At 68.7% G+C, this 17,584-nt stretch carries 15 protein-coding genes; 6 read left to right on the top strand and 9 right to left on the bottom strand.

From position 1 onward, the window contains the following. Nucleotides 1-68 precede the first annotated feature (68 nt). Both ACSGC5_RS10995 and ACSGC5_RS10990 read right to left on the bottom strand, forming a co-directional pair. The gene (locus ACSGC5_RS10995; RefSeq protein WP_434970659.1) at nucleotides 69-1,724 is read right to left on the bottom strand and encodes an ATP-binding protein; all 1,656 of its coding nucleotides are present in this window, start codon (nucleotides 1,722-1,724) and stop codon (nucleotides 69-71) included. Nucleotides 1,725-1,817: 93 nt separating this feature from the next. Continuing rightward, nucleotides 1,818-2,849, bottom strand: coding sequence for a glycerophosphodiester phosphodiesterase family protein (locus ACSGC5_RS10990; RefSeq protein WP_434970658.1), 1,032 nt, complete (start codon nucleotides 2,847-2,849; stop codon nucleotides 1,818-1,820). A 122-nt stretch (nucleotides 2,850-2,971) separates the two neighbouring features. Between ACSGC5_RS10990 and ACSGC5_RS10985 the strand changes: the two genes are divergently transcribed. After that, nucleotides 2,972-3,892, top strand: a complete 921-nt coding sequence (locus ACSGC5_RS10985) for a Bax inhibitor-1/YccA family protein (protein WP_434970657.1) — start codon at nucleotides 2,972-2,974, stop codon at nucleotides 3,890-3,892. A 108-nt stretch (nucleotides 3,893-4,000) separates the two neighbouring features. On the opposite strand, the gene ACSGC5_RS10980 is transcribed toward ACSGC5_RS10985, so the two are convergent. The 6 genes from ACSGC5_RS10980 to ACSGC5_RS10955 all read right to left on the bottom strand — a co-directional run bounded on the left by ACSGC5_RS10980 (nucleotide 4,001) and on the right by ACSGC5_RS10955 (nucleotide 10,427). Then, entirely contained in the window at nucleotides 4,001-5,395 is a 1,395-nt protein-coding gene (locus ACSGC5_RS10980; RefSeq protein ID WP_434970656.1) for a glycosyltransferase family 4 protein, read from the bottom strand. 138 nt (nucleotides 5,396-5,533) lie between these two features. Next, nucleotides 5,534-7,117 carry a glutamine-hydrolyzing GMP synthase gene (guaA, locus tag ACSGC5_RS10975; protein WP_434970655.1) on the bottom strand — a complete coding sequence of 528 codons (1,584 nt, stop codon included), beginning with the start codon at nucleotides 7,115-7,117 and terminating at the stop codon, nucleotides 5,534-5,536. A gap of 28 nt (nucleotides 7,118-7,145) precedes the next feature. Further along, entirely contained in the window at nucleotides 7,146-7,682 is a 537-nt protein-coding gene (locus tag ACSGC5_RS10970; protein WP_434970654.1) for a DUF3817 domain-containing protein, read from the bottom strand. 9 nt (nucleotides 7,683-7,691) lie between these two features. Then, nucleotides 7,692-8,534 carry an SURF1 family protein gene (locus ACSGC5_RS10965; protein WP_434970653.1) on the bottom strand — a complete coding sequence of 281 codons (843 nt, stop codon included), beginning with the start codon at nucleotides 8,532-8,534 and terminating at the stop codon, nucleotides 7,692-7,694. After that, the gene (locus ACSGC5_RS10960; RefSeq protein ID WP_434970709.1) at nucleotides 8,531-9,649 is read right to left on the bottom strand and encodes a GuaB3 family IMP dehydrogenase-related protein; all 1,119 of its coding nucleotides are present in this window, start codon (nucleotides 9,647-9,649) and stop codon (nucleotides 8,531-8,533) included. Before ACSGC5_RS10960 ends, ACSGC5_RS10965 begins: the two co-directional genes overlap by 4 nt. 166 nt (nucleotides 9,650-9,815) lie before the next feature. Continuing rightward, on the bottom strand, nucleotides 9,816-10,427 hold the full coding sequence (locus ACSGC5_RS10955) for a TetR/AcrR family transcriptional regulator (RefSeq protein WP_434970652.1): 612 nt from the start codon (nucleotides 10,425-10,427) through the stop codon (nucleotides 9,816-9,818). A gap of 67 nt (nucleotides 10,428-10,494) precedes the next feature. On the opposite strand from ACSGC5_RS10955, the gene ACSGC5_RS10950 reads away from it, so the two are divergent. Next, the gene (locus ACSGC5_RS10950) at nucleotides 10,495-11,985 is read left to right on the top strand and encodes a DHA2 family efflux MFS transporter permease subunit (RefSeq protein WP_434970651.1); all 1,491 of its coding nucleotides are present in this window, start codon (nucleotides 10,495-10,497) and stop codon (nucleotides 11,983-11,985) included. 6 nt (nucleotides 11,986-11,991) lie between these two features. Here the strand turns inward: ACSGC5_RS10950 and fdhD are convergent, their stop codons facing one another. Next, a complete protein-coding gene (fdhD, locus tag ACSGC5_RS10945; RefSeq protein ID WP_434970650.1) occupies nucleotides 11,992-12,870 on the bottom strand; it encodes a formate dehydrogenase accessory sulfurtransferase FdhD in 879 nt (292 codons plus the stop codon). A gap of 216 nt (nucleotides 12,871-13,086) precedes the next feature. Between fdhD and ACSGC5_RS10940 the strand changes: the two genes are divergently transcribed. Genes ACSGC5_RS10940 through moaA form a run of 4 tightly spaced genes read left to right on the top strand, consistent with a single transcriptional unit; the run spans nucleotide 13,087 to nucleotide 17,574 of the window. Further along, nucleotides 13,087-15,447, top strand: a complete 2,361-nt coding sequence (locus ACSGC5_RS10940; protein ID WP_434970649.1) for an FdhF/YdeP family oxidoreductase — start codon at nucleotides 13,087-13,089, stop codon at nucleotides 15,445-15,447. Then, the gene (locus ACSGC5_RS10935) at nucleotides 15,444-16,001 is read left to right on the top strand and encodes a MogA/MoaB family molybdenum cofactor biosynthesis protein (RefSeq protein ID WP_434970648.1); all 558 of its coding nucleotides are present in this window, start codon (nucleotides 15,444-15,446) and stop codon (nucleotides 15,999-16,001) included. Before ACSGC5_RS10940 ends, ACSGC5_RS10935 begins: the two co-directional genes overlap by 4 nt. Then, the gene (locus ACSGC5_RS10930) at nucleotides 16,001-16,459 is read left to right on the top strand and encodes a molybdenum cofactor biosynthesis protein MoaE (RefSeq protein ID WP_434970647.1); all 459 of its coding nucleotides are present in this window, start codon (nucleotides 16,001-16,003) and stop codon (nucleotides 16,457-16,459) included. Before ACSGC5_RS10935 ends, ACSGC5_RS10930 begins: the two co-directional genes overlap by 1 nt. Beyond that, entirely contained in the window at nucleotides 16,456-17,574 is a 1,119-nt protein-coding gene (gene moaA, locus ACSGC5_RS10925; RefSeq protein ID WP_434970646.1) for a GTP 3',8-cyclase MoaA, read from the top strand. The genes ACSGC5_RS10930 and moaA overlap by 4 nt, the downstream gene beginning before the upstream one ends. The last annotated feature ends 10 nt before the right edge of the window (nucleotides 17,575-17,584 follow it).

Raw genomic sequence — 17,584 nt, 5'->3', positions numbered from 1 at the left:
CGGTTGCAGCTACACGCTTCGGTCGCAGCGAGATGAGGACGCGCAGCGAACGGCGCTCGACCTCTGACCTACGGCCTCGGCACGACCGCAACAGCCGAGGCGAAGTCCTCGGGGTCCGCGCTGGGCAGCATCAGCCGGGCGAGGGTTCCCCCATCCACCGTGGCATACAGTCCGACACCGATCCCCGACTGGTCGGCGAGCTTCTTTGCTATCGAAAGCCCTAGACCAGCGCCGGGAATCGCATTATCGCGCGCGTAATCCGAGCGGTAGAAGCGCTCGAAAGCGCGGCGTCTCTCGGTGTCAGTCATCCCGACCCCGGTGTCGCGAATCTCCACCACCGGTCCCACCAGGTCAACGACGTCCGTCGTGACGACGACTTCGCCTCCCGCCGGGGTGAACCGGATCGCATTGACGAGGAACTCGCTGAGAATGGAGCGGAAGACACGCGTGTCCACGCGCGAGAAGCCCACCCTCCGGTCTACGACCCGAAGCGCCACGCCGCACTCCTCGGCGAGACCACGGTGGTCGGCCACGGTATCGCCCGTGATGATGGCAATGTCGGCCGTGTCGCGCATCATGGATACCGATTCGCGGCCGGCAGCGACGAGCCGTTCCACTGCGGTGAGCACGCGGCTCGCGGCCTCGTCGATAGCGGAGAGACGCTCCGCAACGTCATCCGGGACCTCGCCCATGAGGGCAAGATCGGTCTCTCCGAGCAACGCGGTCAGCGGTGTGCGCAGCTCGTGCCCGACCGCGTCGAGGAAACGGTCGCGGATCTCGATCGCCTCCACGAGCTCAGTGACATCGTGAGCGATGATCGCCGCGCCAACGACCTCTCCGCCCGTGACGATCGGAAAGATCCGATAGTGCACCGCGACCTGGTCACCCTCCGCGCCGAGCCAGGCCACGTGCTCCACAGCGACCGAGAGCTCCATGGCCTTGCGAATCGAATCCCTCGGGAACACCCGCGGGGTGCGCCTATCAGCAGCGAAGATACGGTGGTCTCCCAGCCCGGGCTGACGGAAGTCCAGCCTGGCCTTGGTTGCGAGACGCCGCGCCTTGTCGTTGATTCGCAGGAGCTCGCCTGCGCGATCGAAGACGACGACGGCGTCCTCGGTTCCCTCTTCGATCGCGGCCATCGTCGCGACATCCGCGGCCCGCGCCCGCGACTCCGCTCGCAGTCGCTTCATCGTCGCGTCAGTTGCGCGCTGATTAGCGCGTAGTGCACGACCGACGAGGAAAGCCGAGGCAGCAAAGACGGACATGACGACGGGAGCCAGGACGAACGGAACCCAGTCCACCGGGTGGTCCGGCCAGTCGTCGGTGGCCAGCGAGTGCGCGGCAGGCACGGATGCCGAGAACACCACGCCGACTGCGATGGAAAGGGGATCGAACGCCAGCGCGAGCCACATCAACGGCAGGATCACGAGGACAGCGGCGAACTGCAGATCGTGTGACATCGGTGCCGCGATGACCGCCGTGGCCATGATGTCCAACAGGGGAACGATCGAAAGCCATCGGGTATCGACCCGGTCTCGGGTGCGGTCCACCCAGAACACGACAGCAGTTCCCGCGATCAGAACGGCAAACGATACGGCCACGGGGGTCAGCAGCGGGAACCCGTACCCCACGGTTCCGGCGACGAAGGTGACAGCCGAGATGACAAGAATGGCTACCTGAGCCCAGGGTTGCACGCGCAGCGTATCCGCCTGTGTGTCGACCAAGGACATCACCCTCCGTGCCACTGCCGCGTCACAGCGATACGAACCGTGATCTCACGATTCCTGTACCCGGTTCACACGATTCCGCTGCCGGGTTTATATGTCAACACCTCGTTGATCTGTCGACATCTCGCTGTGAGCCCCGCATCCGAAGACCTCGATGCCGAGGTCGGGGTGATCCACGAAGATGCCGTCCACGCCCGCGGTGCGCAGTCCGCTCCACTCACCACGCCAATCGCCGTAGTCGGCCAGTTCGCCCGACCGGAACTCCGGGAGGAGGAAGGCATTCTCGGGGCGACATGTCCAGGTGAACACGGTCAGGCCTCGTTCGTGCGCTCGCGTGATCAACGGCGCCGGACCGATCGTGGAGCCCTGGACATCCGGGGTCAGGATGACTGCCTTGTCAGGACTGATTCCGTCGACCTCGGCGGCCAGGACATCCAGACCCTCGGGCTGCATCCACTCGGCATACGTTCGCGCCCCGGGGCTCGTGTGCCGATCGACAGGAGCGCCGTCGGCCTCCATGAGGAACACCAGTTCTGCGGTCGTTCCGCGCTCGCGAAGCTGCCGCAGGACACCGAGTTCGAACGACTCGACCACGACGCGGCGGTCATGCCATCCCCCTGCCTGCAGCTCGGCATCCAGAAGCGCGGCCATGTCCCACCCGAGGGACGCGAAGAAGGTGGCGTGTTTGATCTCGATGACCGGGATGACCACACGGCCCTGCGCTCGGTGTTCGTCGAGCAGCGCCAGCAGATCGCGCAGCCGCAGCGGCGGCTCCTGGTCGTCGAAAGCTGCGCTTGCGGGACGGATGCCGGGAATCCGCTCTCTGCAGCGGAGGGTCGCAAGCTGCTCCCAGGTGAAGTCCTCGGCAAACCACCCCGCGTGGTCGAGCCCGTCGATCCGCTTCGTTGTGCGCCTGCCTGCGAACTCGGGCCGCTCAGCGACATCCGTCGTCGTCGACAGCTCGTTCTCGTGACGGATGACCAGAACGCCGTCGCGGGAGACCACGACGTCGGGCTCGACCGCGTCCACCCCCATCCGGATCGCGAGCTCATAGGAGCTGCGCGTGTGCTCGGGGCGGTAGCCGGGCGCACCGCGGTGGCCGATGATCAGGGGCCGGTTCACGCGCTCAGGCTAGTCGTTCATAGCGGCTTCACAGCGGTCGCCGGTCGCCTGACCACACCCGTCCGATACGCTTGATCAACAGCAGACGGCTGTTTTTCACGGACTTTGGAGTGTGAGAACTCGTGGCGGCTGGAAACAACCCCGCATTCAACAACCCCGCGTTCCAGGAGCAGGGCGCGGGCCGCGCTTTCCCGACGAGCGGCCAGAGCGGCTTCGGCGCGCAGACCCAGTACGCATCCACCCACGCGGCGGCAACGGATGCCGCAGTCAATGCCCAGCTCGAGGGCGCCTACGCGGCACCGTCGGCAGGTGCGATCGAGACCGGACGGATGACGGTCGAAGACACCGTCATCAAGACGATCGGCCTGTTCGCGATCCTGCTGGTGACTGCGGTCGTGGGCTGGATGTGGACCATGGCGCCGGTCACGGCCACCAACCCCAACCCGACGATGATCCCGTGGATCGTCGGGGCGCTCGGTGGCTTCGTCCTCGCGATGGTCGTGATCTTCACGTCCCGCAAGAAGATCCGCCCCGCGCTCATCTGGGGCTACGCGGCGTTCGAGGGCCTGTTCGTCGGCGCCATCTCGGCGTTCTTCGAGTTCATCTGGCCCGGCATCGTCATCCAGGCGACGATCGGCACGCTGGCGGTTGTGGGCGTGACCTTGGCGCTGTTTGCCAGCGGCAAGGTGCGCGCCTCCAAGAAGGCGACGAAGGTCTTCATGATCGCGATGATCGGCTACCTCGTGTACTCGCTGGTCAACGTCCTGCTGATGGTCTTCAACGCCCCGATCGCAGGCGGCGCCTTCGGCATGTCGAGCACGATCGAGATCTTCGGCATCCCCCTGGGTGTCATCATCGGCGTCTTCGTAGTCATCATGGCCGCGTACTCGCTCGTGCTCGATTTCGACTCGATCCAGCAGGGCGTGCGTAACGGCGCCCCGCGCCAGTACGCGTGGCTCGGTGCCTTCGGCATCATGGTCACGGTCGTCTGGCTCTACATCGAGATCCTGCGCATCCTCGCGATTCTGCGCGGGAACAACTGACGCACTGATCCTGAGAAGGGCCGCCACTCTCCGGAGTCGGGCGGCCCTTCTGCATTCGGCGCACGCTCGCCCTTGCCCCTGGAGGCTCGGCGCGGCGCGCGCGAGGTGTCAGCGGCTGACGGGATCGGCCAGGGCGGCACGGACGGCGTCGCCCAGGGCACGCATGGATGCCGCAGCATCCATCGCCGCAGCAGCGGCTCGTCCCGAGACCGAAAGCTCTGCGTGACGCTCCCGATCCGAGAGCACGTCGATGAGCGCTGCGGCCAGGGCGTCGATGTCGCCATCGGCGACGAGCACGCCGCCCCCGTGCGCGAGGGTGTCGCGCGGACCGTAGGGCATGTCGTACGCGACGACCGGAACACCCGCCGCGAGCGCCTCGAGGATCACCAGCGGCTGTCCCTCGTTCGTGCTCGCCAGGACGAGCACGTCGGCGGATGCCCAGGCCTGCGTCGCGGGATCGGCGACGTGACCAATCCATTCCACGGCATCCCGGATGTCCAGCTCGGCCGCCAGCGCTCGAAGCTCGGGGAGGGCAGGACCGTCGCCGAATACGCGAACGTGCGCGTGCGGCACGACCGAGCGCACCGCGGGAAGCGCCCGCAGCACATGGTCGACGCGCTTACGGGGGATCAGCGAGTTCAGGATGACGATCCGGCCGGCGACCGGATCGGCGGACACGGACACCGCCGGGGCAGGATGCGGCACGACGAACGACCGCATCCACTGCGCGCCGAACCGCCGCTCGACGTCATCGCGCTGCGAGGGCGTCAACCACAGCACGCCGTCGAACCGGCCTGCGATCTCGAACCACCGCTCCCAGGCGGCATCCATCGGCGAGTCCCACTGGAACGGCGAAAGGACATGGCACGCGTGCGTCGTGTGCAGCACGCGGATGCCGGCATCCAGCGCTGGCTTGCCCGCGGCGACCAGCGTCTCGCCGATCTGCCGCGCCTCGCACAGTACGACTGGCACTGGCTCTTCGCTCGGTGCAGCAACCGCCGCGACGGCGTTGAGCCACGCGCGATAGAGACCGCCGAATCCGGGCAGCCAGCCGATCACCGCGCCGCCGTCGTAGACCTGGACGGGGGCATCCGTCAGATGCCAGGCGGGATCGTCACTCACGACCGGCAGATCGAGGACGGTCGCGCCGTTGACGTCGGTGATGGCACGCCTCGGCCACGGGGATGACGGCACGGGGCCCGGACGCGCCGCGCGCCGCAGCCACGACGGATCGGATCGCGCGTCATCGAAGAGGTTCCGAAGCCGGGAACGGTCCGCAAGCAGCCCGCGCCGCACCCACTCGGCTCGGTGAGCGTCGTGGTCGGCAGTCTCACCGGGGTCGACGGTCAGGAGTGTGACATCCGCGCCGGCGGCTGCCATGTCAGCCGCTCGTCGAAGCACCGAGATCGTGAACCCGCCATCGCGGTCGGGAACGAGCCGCGACGCGAGCACGAGGTAACGCGCCTCCGGCAAAGCACCCCCACCGGTGGGAGCTACTCCCACTCGCCCGCTCCCGCGGTCGAGTGCCACACTGCGCCCATCGCTCGAGTGTGAGCGCCGCTCTGCGTCACTCCCACTCGCCCGCTCCCGCGGTCGAGTGCCACACTGCGCCCATCATTCGAGTGTGAGCGCCGCTTCGCGTCACTCCCACTCGATTGTCCCCGGGGGCTTGGAGGTGACATCCAGCACGACGCGGTTGACCTCACGCACCTCGTTCGTGATGCGGTTCGAGATGCGCGAGAGCACGTCGTAGGGCAGCCGCGTCCAGTCGGCGGTCATCGCGTCCTCGCTCGAGACGGGGCGCAGCACGATCGGATGCCCGTACGTGCGCCCGTCGCCCTGAACTCCCACCGACCGCACGTCGGCGAGCAACACCACGGGGCACTGCCAGATCTCGGCATCCAGCCCCGCCTTGGTCAGCTCTTCGCGGGCGATGGCGTCGGCATCACGCAGAATCTCGAGGCGGTCAGCGGTGACCTCACCCACGATCCGGATGCCAAGACCGGGCCCCGGAAAGGGCTGGCGGCCGACGATGACCTCGGGAAGACCGAGCTCGCGTCCGATCGCGCGGACCTCGTCCTTGAAGAGTGTCCGCAACGGCTCGACGAGTTCGAACTGCAGATCCTCGGGAAGCCCGCCGACATTGTGGTGGCTCTTGATGTTCGCGGTTCCCGCGCCGCCGCCGGATTCGACGACATCCGGGTACAGGGTCCCCTGCACGAGGAAGCGGATGGGTTCACCGTCGGCCTTGGCCTCGTCGACGAGCTCGCGCTGGACCCGCTCGAACGCGCGGATGAACTCGCGTCCGATGATCTTGCGCTTCTGCTCGGGATCGCTGACCCCGGCGAGGGCCTCGAGGAACGTCTCCCGGGCGTCGACGGTCACCAGACGCACACCGGTCGAGGCGACGTAGTCCTGCTCGACCTGTTCACGCTCGCCCTTGCGCAGCAGCCCGTGGTCGACGAAGACCGCGACGAGCTGGTCGCCGACGGCCTTGTGCACGAGGGCTGTCGACACGGCAGAGTCCACACCGCCCGACAGCGCCGAAAGCACGCGTCCCGAGCCGACCTGCGCGCGGATCCGCTCGACCTGCTCGGCGATGACGTTGCCGCTGTTCCAGTCGGCGGGAAGGCCCGCGGCCTTGTGCAGGAAGTTCTCGATGATCCGCTGTCCGTGATCGGAGTGCTTGACCTCGGGATGCCACTGCACGCCGTACATGCGACGCGCGTCGTTTCCGAACGCGGCCACCGGGGTGGCTCCGGTGCGAGCGAGCACCTCGAACCCCGCGGGAGCCTCCGAGACCTGGTCGCCGTGACTCATCCACACGTTCTGCTCGGCGGGCTGACCGTCGAACAACACGCTCTCGTCGCGGATGATGCTGGCATCCGTCGCGCCGTACTCGCGCAGGCCGGTGTTGGCGACGACGCCGCCGAGAGCCTGAGCCATGACCTGGAATCCGTAGCAGATACCGAGGGTCGGCACGCCCAGATCGAACACGCCCGGGTCAAGCGTCGGCGCACCGGGTTCGTACACGGATGAGGGTCCACCCGACAGGATGATGCCGATCGGGTCCTTCGCGGCGATCTCGGCGGCCGTTGCGGTGTGCGGCACGAGCTCGCTGTAGACGCCCGCCTCTCGCACGCGACGGGCAATGAGCTGGGCGTACTGCGCGCCGAAGTCGACGACGAGGACGGGTCGCTGCGAGGTCTCGGTCTGTTCTGTCACCGGATGCTTTCGGTCGGCGCGTGCGGGTTCAGGACGCGGTGGGGGTCTGGCGGGTCAGCGTGGAGTGCTCGGCGAGGTCATGCGTCTCGGACTCGCGGGAGGCGAGGTAGCTCTTGACCTCGCGTGCGACCCGAGCCTCCATGAAGAACGACAGGAAGGGAACGATTCCGCCGAGGGCGAGCGTGATGAAGCGGCCGAAGCGCCACCGCATGAGGCTCCATACCCGGAAGCAGGCGAACAGGTAGACGACGTAGAACCAGCCGTGGCCGACGAGGATCGACAGCGAGACGTTGACCCCGTCCCCCGCAGACTCCAGTTCGCAGCCGAGCCCGCCGGGCACGAACAAGGAGTACCACTCGCATCCGGGGCCGACGATGACCGGAGCGAACCACAAGAAGCCGCCCGATCCGCCGGCGAACAGCTCGACGTGCAGCGGCGAGTACTTGAGGATCATCTCCGCGAGGAGCAGAAGGAGCATCACGCCGGTGATGATCGAGGCGACCTGGTAGAAGGTCAGGGCTCCGCGAATGGCCGGAAAAGACGACGGTTTCGGCTCGCGAGGCATGGGCCCATTCTAGTCGCCGGTTGCGGTCACGCTTCCCGACCCGGATGCGTCCGCCACGGCATCCTCGAACTCTTCGACCTCTTTCTCCCACGCGTCCTTGGCGAGGCGATACCAGAAGTAGAAGGCGAAGCCGGCGAAGACCACCCACTCGGCGGCGTAGAAGATGTTGAGCCAGTTCACGGTCGAGCCGGCGTTCGGCGCCGGTGAGACGATGTCGACCAAACCGCCGGACGCGGACTGCGACGCGACGTACGGGCGATACACGTCCAGTCCCGCCGTATCGTGCCACTGCGACAGGAGCGCCGCAGGCGACATCCGGATCATCGTGAGCGGCGGCTCCCCGCGCGGCGGCGGAAGCGGCCCCTCATCGGAGATCAATCGCCCCACGATCGTGACCGGCTCCCCCGCGGCGGCTAGCGCTTCCAGCGCCTGGGCGGCGGATTCGGCATCCGTGAGAGTCGGCGCCCAGCCGACAGCGACGGCAACGGATGTGGGGGCCGCCGCATCAGCAAGGCGCAGCTGGCCTGTAACCCAGTACCCTTCGACCCCATCGTTGAACCGCGACGAGACGATGAGAAAGTCGCCGGGCACCCAGCGACCGGTCACCTCGACGCGCTGACCGACCAGGGGTTCGGGAAGATACTCGCCGGGGGACGCGACCTCCGCGAGGGGACGAACCTGCTCGGTGGCCCCGGGAGGCAGCGGGTCGGTGTCGATGGCGCGGGCGAGTTGCCACTGCCCGAGCCAGGCGAAGACGCCCGCGACCACCAGCGCGAAGAGAAGGACCCCGATCCAGCGGGGGCGGAGCATGACCTCCCGCAGGGTCGGCGGAAAGGAGATCTGGTCTGTCATCCGCCCGTGTACGGCGCGACGACCACCTCGACCCGCTGGAACTCCTTGAGGTCCGAGTACCCGGTGGTGGCCATCGACTTCTTCAACGCGCCGATGAGGTTGGCCGTCCCGTCGGCGACCGGCGCCGGGCCGTACAGCACGGACTCGAGGTTCGTGACCTGCTGGACCTTGACGCGGCGACCGCGGGGCAGCTTGGGATGGTGGGCCTCAGGACCCCAGTGATAGCCGCGGCCCGGCGCATCCGTCGCCCGCGACAGCGCGACGCCGAGCATGACCGCGTCGGCGCCCATCGCGAGCGCCTTGACGATGTCGCCCGATGTCCCGACGCCGCCGTCGGCGATGACGTGGACGTAGCGTCCCCCCGATTCGTCGAGGTAGTCGCGACGGGCGCCGGCGACGTCGGCCACAGCCGTGGCCATCGGCGCATGGATGCCGAGCACACCGCGCGTCGTGGAGGCAGCCCCGCCGCCGAAGCCGACGAGGACGCCCGCCGCACCGGTGCGCATGAGGTGAAGCGCGGCGGTGTAGGTCGCCGCACCTCCGACGATGACGGGAACGTCGAGGTCGTAGATGAACTTCTTCAGGTTCAGCGGTTCGTCGACGCTCGAGACGTGCTCGGCCGAGACGGTCGTGCCCCGGATGACGAAGAGGTCGACGCCCGCGGCGACGACGGTCTCGTAGAGCTGCTGCGTGCGCTGCGGCGTCAGGGCGCCCGCGACCGTCACGCCCGCGTCCCGGATCTCCTGCAGGCGGTCGCGCACGAGTTCGGGCTTGATCGGCTCGGCGTACATCTCCTGCATCCGACGAGTCGCCGTGGCCTCATCGAGGGAGGCGATCTCCGCCAGCAACGGATCGGGGTCGTCGTACCGGGTCCACAGCCCCTCGAGGTCGAGCACCCCCAGGCCACCGAGCTGACCGAGCATGATCGCGGTGCGCGGACTCACAACGGAGTCCATCGGGGCACCGAGCACCGGGATGTCGAACTGGAACGCATCGATCGACCATGCCGTCGAGACATCCTCGGGGTTGCGGGTGCGGCGCGACGGGACGACGGCGATGTCGTCGAACGAGTACGCGCGGCGGGCGCGCTTGGCGCGTCCGATCTCCATCTCCATGGTCACGCGCCCCAGCCTACCGTCGGGCTGTAATGATCCCGCGCGTGATCCCAGCCCGCACCGAACCCACACCTTTCTATCCCAGCCCACACGCGATGCGCGCCGGATCGCGTGGGTTCGCGGCGAAAGGTGCGGGTTCGGCGATCGGAAAGTCGGCAGTCGGCACTCACCACGGTTCGTCTCCGCGGGGGGCCACGTCGCGCACCGCCCGCATCGTCGTCGGGAAGCAGGTTTCGAACAGTTCACGGATGCCGCCATCCGCGTCGACGTGGTCGATCAGGCGAAGCCCGATCATGGTGTTGATCAGCATCCCCTCCGCGAGGAAAGACTGCGCCGTATCGGGGTCGAAGCCCGCCTCGTCGCGAAGGAAACGCCAGACCCGCACGAACCCCTCGCGTGCGGCGGGCCCGATGACGGGGTGCCCGCCGAGGAGAAAGGCGTGCGAAAGCGTCTGGTGCAGCCCCCTCACCTGCAGCAGCTCGAGATACGCCGCACCCATGCGTTCCTGCACCGGCGCGTCGCTGTGCGTCGAGGCCAGTTCGGCGCGGAACCCTTCGAGCAGCCGCTCGAGGGCATCGTGCAGTACGGCAAGGAAGAGCGACTCCTTCGTGCCGAAGAGCCGGACGACGTAGGGCTGACTCACACCGGCCGCGCGCGCCACCTCATCCGTCGTCGCCCCCTCGTACCCGCGAGCGCCGAAGACCGCGTGCGCCGCGAGGAGGATGTCCGCGCGACGTTCTTCGGAGCTCATGCGCCGTTGCGTGGTGTGCTGACTCACGCTTGACAGGTTATCAGTCGATTACTACATTCCAAGTAATCATCCGATTACAACCCTGGAGGCATTCGTGTCCACCGCCCTCGATTCCGCCGCCCGGCACAGTGGCATCGGCCCCGGATCGCGGCCGCGCGCGTTCGGGCTCGTCGTGGCTGCGACATCCGTCCCGATGTTCATGGCGACCCTCGACAACCTGGTGATGACCAATGCGCTCCCCGTGCTGCACCGCGACCTCGGCGCGAGCGTCGAGGAACTCCAGTGGTTCGTCAACGCCTACACACTTGCGTTCGCGGGCACGATCCTGCTGGCATCCGCGCTCGGCGACCGTTTCGGACGACGCACCGTCTTCGCGCTGGGAATCGCGGTCTTCGGAATCGGATCCGTTCTCGCAGCGCTGAGCGCCGACCCGTCCCAGCTCATCGTGGCGCGCACCGTGCAGGGCATCGGCGGCGCGGGGATCTTCCCACTCTCGCTGGCACTCCTGTCGGGCGGAGTGAGCCCCGAGCGCCGGCCGTTGGCGATCGGCATCTGGGGCGGCGTGTCGGGGCTGGGTGTGGCTGTCGGACCGCTCGTCGGCGGCGCCATCATGGAGGGCTGGAACTGGCAGGCGATCTTCTGGCTGAACGTGCCGATCGCGATCATCGCGATCCCGTTCGCCCTGTGGGCGCTGCGCAACGATCGCGGCGCGCGCGTGCGCCTCGACCTGGTCGGGACGGCGCTCATCGCCCCGAGCGTCGTGCTTCTCGTGCACGCGATCGTCCGCGGCAACGACGACGGGTGGGCATCGTTCGGCGTCATCGCCGAACTGGTCGCCGGCGCTGCCCTGCTCGCGGGATTCGTCGGATGGCAAGCGCGCACCGCCGCTCCCCTGGTCCCACTGCGGCTGTTCCGCGACCGCAGCTTCACGGTCACCAACATCGCCGGCTTCGGGTTCAGTTTCGGCACGTTCGGCGCGATCTTCCTGCTCATCCAGTACATGCAGGTCGTCCAGGGCGCGTCCCCGTGGGAGGCCGCCCTCCGCACGACGCCGTGGACCCTTGCCCCGATGGTGGTCGCACCGCTGGCGGGCATGCTCGCCCCTCGCGTCGGGACGCGCATCCTGATGGTCCTCGGTCTCGTCCTGCAGGCGACAGCGTTGCTCTGGCTCGGCGTCATCATCGATCTCGACACCCCGTACGCCGCCATGGTCGTGCCGTTCGTGATCGCGGGGGTGGGGATGGGTCTCGTGTTCGCGCCGTCGGCGACAGCGTTGCTGGCAACCCTCCACCTCGTCGATCACGCGAAGGCGTCGGGCGTCAACTCGACAGTTCGCGAGATCGGACTCGCGCTCGGTACGGCGGTGCTGACCGCCGTCTTCCTCGGTGCCGGCGGCGAACTGGTACCCGACCTGTACGTCACCGCTGCGCGCCCGGCCGTGGTCGTCGGCGGTCTCGTGCTCGTGCTCAGTGCGATCGCTGCACTCTGGCTCCCGGCGGGCCGTGCGGATGCCGCATCCGTCATCGCCTCGAACCCCGCGACCCGCGCCGCACAGGACGGGTCCCGGCGCGCCGTCAGAGCGTAGGCCGGCTCACCGCGCGGCGAGTTCGGCGGCCGTCGGCACGAGGACGCGATCGGGACGGGTGTAGATGGCAAGACTCGTGCCGCGGCTGAAACCGACGAGGGTCATGCCGGATGCCGCGGCCAGGTCCACTGCGAGCGACGACGGCGCGCTGACCGCGGCGAGCACCGGAATACCCGCAAGCCGGGCCTTCTGGACGAGCTCGAACGAGGCCCGCCCCGACACCTGCAGCACCGTTCCCGTCAGCGGCAGGCGATCTTCTCGCACCGCCCAGCCGACGATCTTGTCGACGGCGTTGTGGCGTCCGACATCCTCGCGCAGGCAGAGCAGCTCACCGTCGCTGGTGAACAGCCCGGCCGCGTGGACGCCACCGGTGCGGTCGAACAGCGCCTGCTTCTCGCGCAGCACGTCGGGCAGGCGGGCAAGGACGGCCGCGTCGACACGGATGCCGTCGTCAGCCACCTCGAAACGGGACTGCTTGCCGACAGCCTCGATGGAGGTGGTGCCGCAGATACCGCACGCGGAGGTCGTCGTGGAGTGGCGAGCGTGGGCATCCGTGGGCGGGACGGCACCGGGACCGAGCACGGCGTCGATCACGTTGTAGGTGTTCTCTTCGCGGCGGCCGAACTCGTCGAATCCGGCACAGTACCGCAGCGAGGCGAGTTCGTCGCGCGCGGCGATCACGCCCTCGGAGACGAGAAAACCGGCGACGAGGTCGAAGTCGTCGCCCGGGGTGCGCATGGTCACCGACCAGGACGTTCCATCGATGCGGATCTCGAGCGGCTCCTCGCGGGCGACCACGTCCTCGCGCGTCGAAGTCGTCGCGGCATCCGCCCCGTCGCCCATGCGCACGCGCGTGACCCGGTGGCGTGCCATCCCCGTTGCCATACGAAACCCCTTCGTCCTCTCCCATTGTGCCTGCCGCCGGGGGAACGCGGGGAGACCGACCACCGAGCGATCGACCTCTCCTGAGGTGGGGACCGGATGCCGGGATCGGCGTTAGTCTCGTCAGGAGAGGTCGGCGTGGACCGGCGTGCGCGTCGACCGGCGTCGGCATCGACCGCGCGGCCACTCCCGCCGGAGAGTCCACCCGGAGAATTCACCATGGCAAAGCCCGCCCCCACTGCAGACATCGACGAGTCGAAGGTGCGCGTCTCGCCGCCGGCGACCGAGGCGGTCGGGGTGCCCGCCGTGATGCACGCGCTCGGGATGTCGCTGGAGCAGATGGGCGTCGTGCGCAGCGCCCGCACGCTGCTGCGCGTGAACCAGAAGGACGGGTTCGACTGCCCGGGATGCGCGTGGCCCGAAGAAGACAAGCGACACATCGCCGAGTTCTGCGAGAACGGCGCGAAGGCCGTGGCCGAAGAAGCAACCGTGCGCCGGGTGACGCGGGAGTTCTTCGCGCAGCATTCGGTCGCCGACCTGCTCGAGCACGACGACTACTGGCTCGGCCAGCAGGGACGTCTCGTGGAACCGATGATCCTCGACGAGGGCGCGACGCACTACCGCCCGGCGAGCTGGGACGAGGCGCTCGACCTCATCGCCGACGAGCTGCGCGCCCTGGAGAGCCCCCACGAGGCGATCTTCTACACGTCGGGTCGCACCTCCAACGAGGCCGCATTCCTCTACCAGCTCCTGGTGCGGGGGATCGGCACGAACAACCTGCCCGACTGCTCGAACATGTGCCACGAGTCCAGCGGCGTCGCGCTCTCGCAGACGCTCGGGATCGGCAAAGGCACCGTCTCCATCGAGGACATCCACAACGCGAGCCTCATCATCGTCGCGGGACAGAACCCGGCGACCAACCACCCCCGGATGCTCAGTGCACTCGAGAAGGCCAAACTCAAGGGCGCCACGATCGTCGCGGTCAACCCGCTCCCCGAGGCGGGTCTCATGCGGTTCAAGAACCCGCAGACCCCCCGCGGCGTCATCGGTGACGGCACCCCGATCGCCGACCAGTTCGTCCAGATCCGCATGGGCGGCGATCAGGCGCTGTTCCAGGCCCTTGGCAAGCACCTGCTCGAGGAGCACGACCGGCGCATCGAGGCCGGCGAGCCCGGCATCCTCGACACCGACTTCCTGACGCAGCACACGAGCGACTTCGCCGCCTACGCCGATGGCCTGCAGGCGGCATCCTGGACCGAGTTCGAAACCGCGACGGGGCTCAGCGAGGCACGGATGCGGGAGATCGGCGACCTGGTGATCGCATCGCCCGCGACGATCGTGTGCTGGGCGATGGGTCTGACGCAGCACAAGCATTCGGTCGCGACGCTGCGCGACGTGGTGAACCTGCTCCTCCTGCAGGGCAATGTCGGGCGCCCCGGCGCCGGAGTGTGCCCCGTACGCGGCCACTCCAACGTGCAGGGTGATCGCACAATGGGGATCTACGAGAAGATGCCCGAGCCGTTCCTCGCGGCGCTCGACGCCGAGTTCGGCTTCACCGCGCCCCGCACGCACGGCTACGACACCGTCGAGGCGATCCGCGCCATGCGCGACGGAAAGGCCCGCTTCTTCATGGGAATGGGCGGGAACTTCGTGTCGGCGACCCCCGACACCGCCGTCACCGAGGCTGCCATGCGCAACCTTCGCCTCACTGTCGAGGTCTCGACCAAGCTCAACCGGTCGCACCTGGTGACCGGCGCGCGCGCCGTCATCCTCCCGACGCTCGGCCGGACCGACCGCGACCACCGCGGCGGCATCGACCAGCGGGTCACCGTCGAGGACTCGATGGGTGCCGTGCACGCCTCCCGGGGGCGCCTGAAGCCCCCCGCCGACGACATGCTGTCGGAAGTGGCGATCGTCGCGCGGATCGCCGAGCGCCTGTTCACCGGGCCCAACGCCCTGCCCAACGCGCCGCAGGCGGACTGGAAGGCCATCGAAGCCGACTATGCCCGCGTGCGCGCGCACATCGAAGCGGTCATCCCGGGTTTCGAGGACTATGAGGCGCGCATCGCGAAGGGGCGCACGTTCTTCCTCCCCAACGGCCCCCGCGATGCGCGCCGCTTCACGACCGTGACCGGAACCGCGATCTTCACGGCGAACACCCTCGAGTACCCGCGCATCCCCGAGGGGCATCTGCTCCTGCAGACGCTGCGCAGCCACGACCAGTACAACACCACGATCTACGGGAAGGATGACCGGTACCGCGGTATCCGCGACGGCCGCCGCGTCGTGCTCGTCAACCGTGCGGACGCCGATGCCGCAGGCGTCACCGACGGCGAGATCGTCGACCTCGTGTCGGTCTGGACCGACGGCACCGAGCGCCGCGCCGAGGAGTTCCGCGTCGTGCACTACGACACCCCGGTCGGCAACGCCGCCGCGTACTACCCCGAGACCAACGTCCTCGTGCCGTTGGATTCGACCGCCGACGGGTCGGGAACCCCGACCTCGAAGTCCGTGATCGTCCGCATCGAACGCCGCACAGCGGGCACGCCCGCACTGCGGAACGGGCAGCCAGGATCGTGACAGCCGCTCCGGATGCTGTCACCGACGCGACCGCTGCCGTCGCCCCCCGCTCCGCGCCGATCACAGAGGACGTGAGGGTACGCGCGGCGGTGGTGACGGCATCCGACCGCGCGGCATCGGGCGAGCGCCCCGACACGACCGGCCCCGCCCTCGTTCACCGCCTTGTCGAAGCCGGCTACGTGTGCGACCCCGCGATCGTGGTGGCCGACGGCGAGGAGTCGGTCGGCACCGGCATCCGACGTGCACTCGAGGCGGGAGCCCGCGTGGTCGTGACGACCGGCGGAACCGGCGTCGGGCCGCGCGATCGCACCCCCGAAGCCACGAGGACCGTGATCGACCGGGAGATCCCGGGGATGGCCGAGCTGCTGCGCCGGGAAGGAGCGGCATCCACGCCGATGGCGGCGCTCTCTCGCGGGATCGTCGGCGTCATCGACGGACCCGGTGCCGTGGTCGTGAACCTACCCGGGTCCTCGCGCGGTGCCACCGAAGGCCTCGACACCCTGCTGCCGCTGCTGCCGCACGTGCTCGACCAGCTGACCGGTGGTGATCACTGATGGCCGCCGACGTCGGGGCTGCCGCGGGCACCGTGCGAATCGCTCGGATCAGCGACGAGCCCCTGGACCTGGCGGCGCACATCGCCGCCGTGTCGGGCCCGACGATGGGCGGCATCGCAACCTTCGTGGGAACCGTCCGCGATCATGACCCCGGAGCGCGCGGCGATGTGACGCTGCTGGAGTACTCGGCCCATCCCGACGCCGAGCGGATCCTCGCCGAGCTCGCCGCGGCGTGCGCAGCACAGACGGATGCCGAGTGCACGGTCGCCGTCACGCACCGGGTCGGCAGACTCGAGGTCGGCGCGCTCGCCGTTGTCGTCGCGGTCGCCAGCGCGCACCGCGCGCCCGCGTTCGAGGTGTGCCGGGCGCTCATCGAGCGCATCAAGACCGATCTCCCGATCTGGAAGCGCCAGCACGAGCACGACGGCACCGCGAGCTGGGTGGGACTGGACGTATGAGCGCCGTACCGCTGCCGATGCCCGCGACCCTCGCACGCCCGGAGCCGACGGACGAGGCAGGCAGCGGGCGCGCAACGCGGGGCCCGCGGGCTGGCGCCGGCTCGCGCGGACAGCTGGTCGACAGGTTCGGGCGCGTCCACCGGGATCTGCGTATCTCGCTGACCGACCGGTGCTCCCTGCGGTGCACCTACTGCATGCCTGAGCAGGGTGTGGAGTGGCTCGCCAAGAGCAGCATCCTGACCACCGATGAGATCGTGCGGGTCGCCGAGGTCCTCGCGAGCCTCGGGATCGTCGAGGTGCGCCTGACCGGAGGGGAACCCCTCCTGCGACGGGACATCGTGGACGTGGTCAGACGGATATCGGCGATCGAGGGCGTCTCGGGTCCGCTCGAGGTGTCGATGACGACGAACGGACTGAAGCTCCCCGAGCTGGCGGACCCGCTGCGCGACGCGGGACTGACGCGGGTCAACATCTCGATCGACACCCTGCGGCCAGACCGCTTCGCCGAGCTCACCCGCCGGGATCGGCTCGATGACGTTCTTGACGGCATCCGTGCGGCCCGCCGCGCCGGGTTCTCGCCCCTCAAGCTCAACGCCGTGCCGATGCGCGGGGTCAACGACGACGAACTCGTCGATCTCGTGCAGTTCGCGATCGACAACGGTGCGCAGATGCGTTTCATCGAGCAGATGCCGCTGGATGCCGGACACACCTGGTCACGGACCGAGATGGTGGGCGCCGACGAGATCCTCGACCGCCTCACGCGACGGTTCACCCTCACCCCGATCGGCGAGCGGGGCTCCTCACCGGCGCAGGACTACCTCGTCGATGGGGGGCCGACGACCGTCGGCCTGATCGCGTCGGTGTCGGCGCCGTTCTGCGGCGCGTGCGATCGAGTGCGACTGACCGCCGACGGCCAGCTCCGCAACTGCCTGTTCGCCCGGGAGGAGTCCGACCTGCTTCCGCTGCTGCGCGGGAGCCACGGCCGAGGACCGGCGGATGACGACGCCCTCGCCGACCTGCTGCGACGCTCGATCGCGGGCAAGCGCGCCGGTCACGGCATCGACGACCCCGGCTTTCTGCAGCCCCAGCGCCCCATGAGCGCCATCGGCGGCTGAGCCCCGCATC

This window comes from Microbacterium sp. bgisy207 (assembly GCF_965345035.1).
In the GTDB taxonomy this organism is placed as follows: domain Bacteria; phylum Actinomycetota; class Actinomycetes; order Actinomycetales; family Microbacteriaceae; genus Microbacterium.
This window is presented reverse-complemented; position numbering and strand designations above follow the sequence as displayed.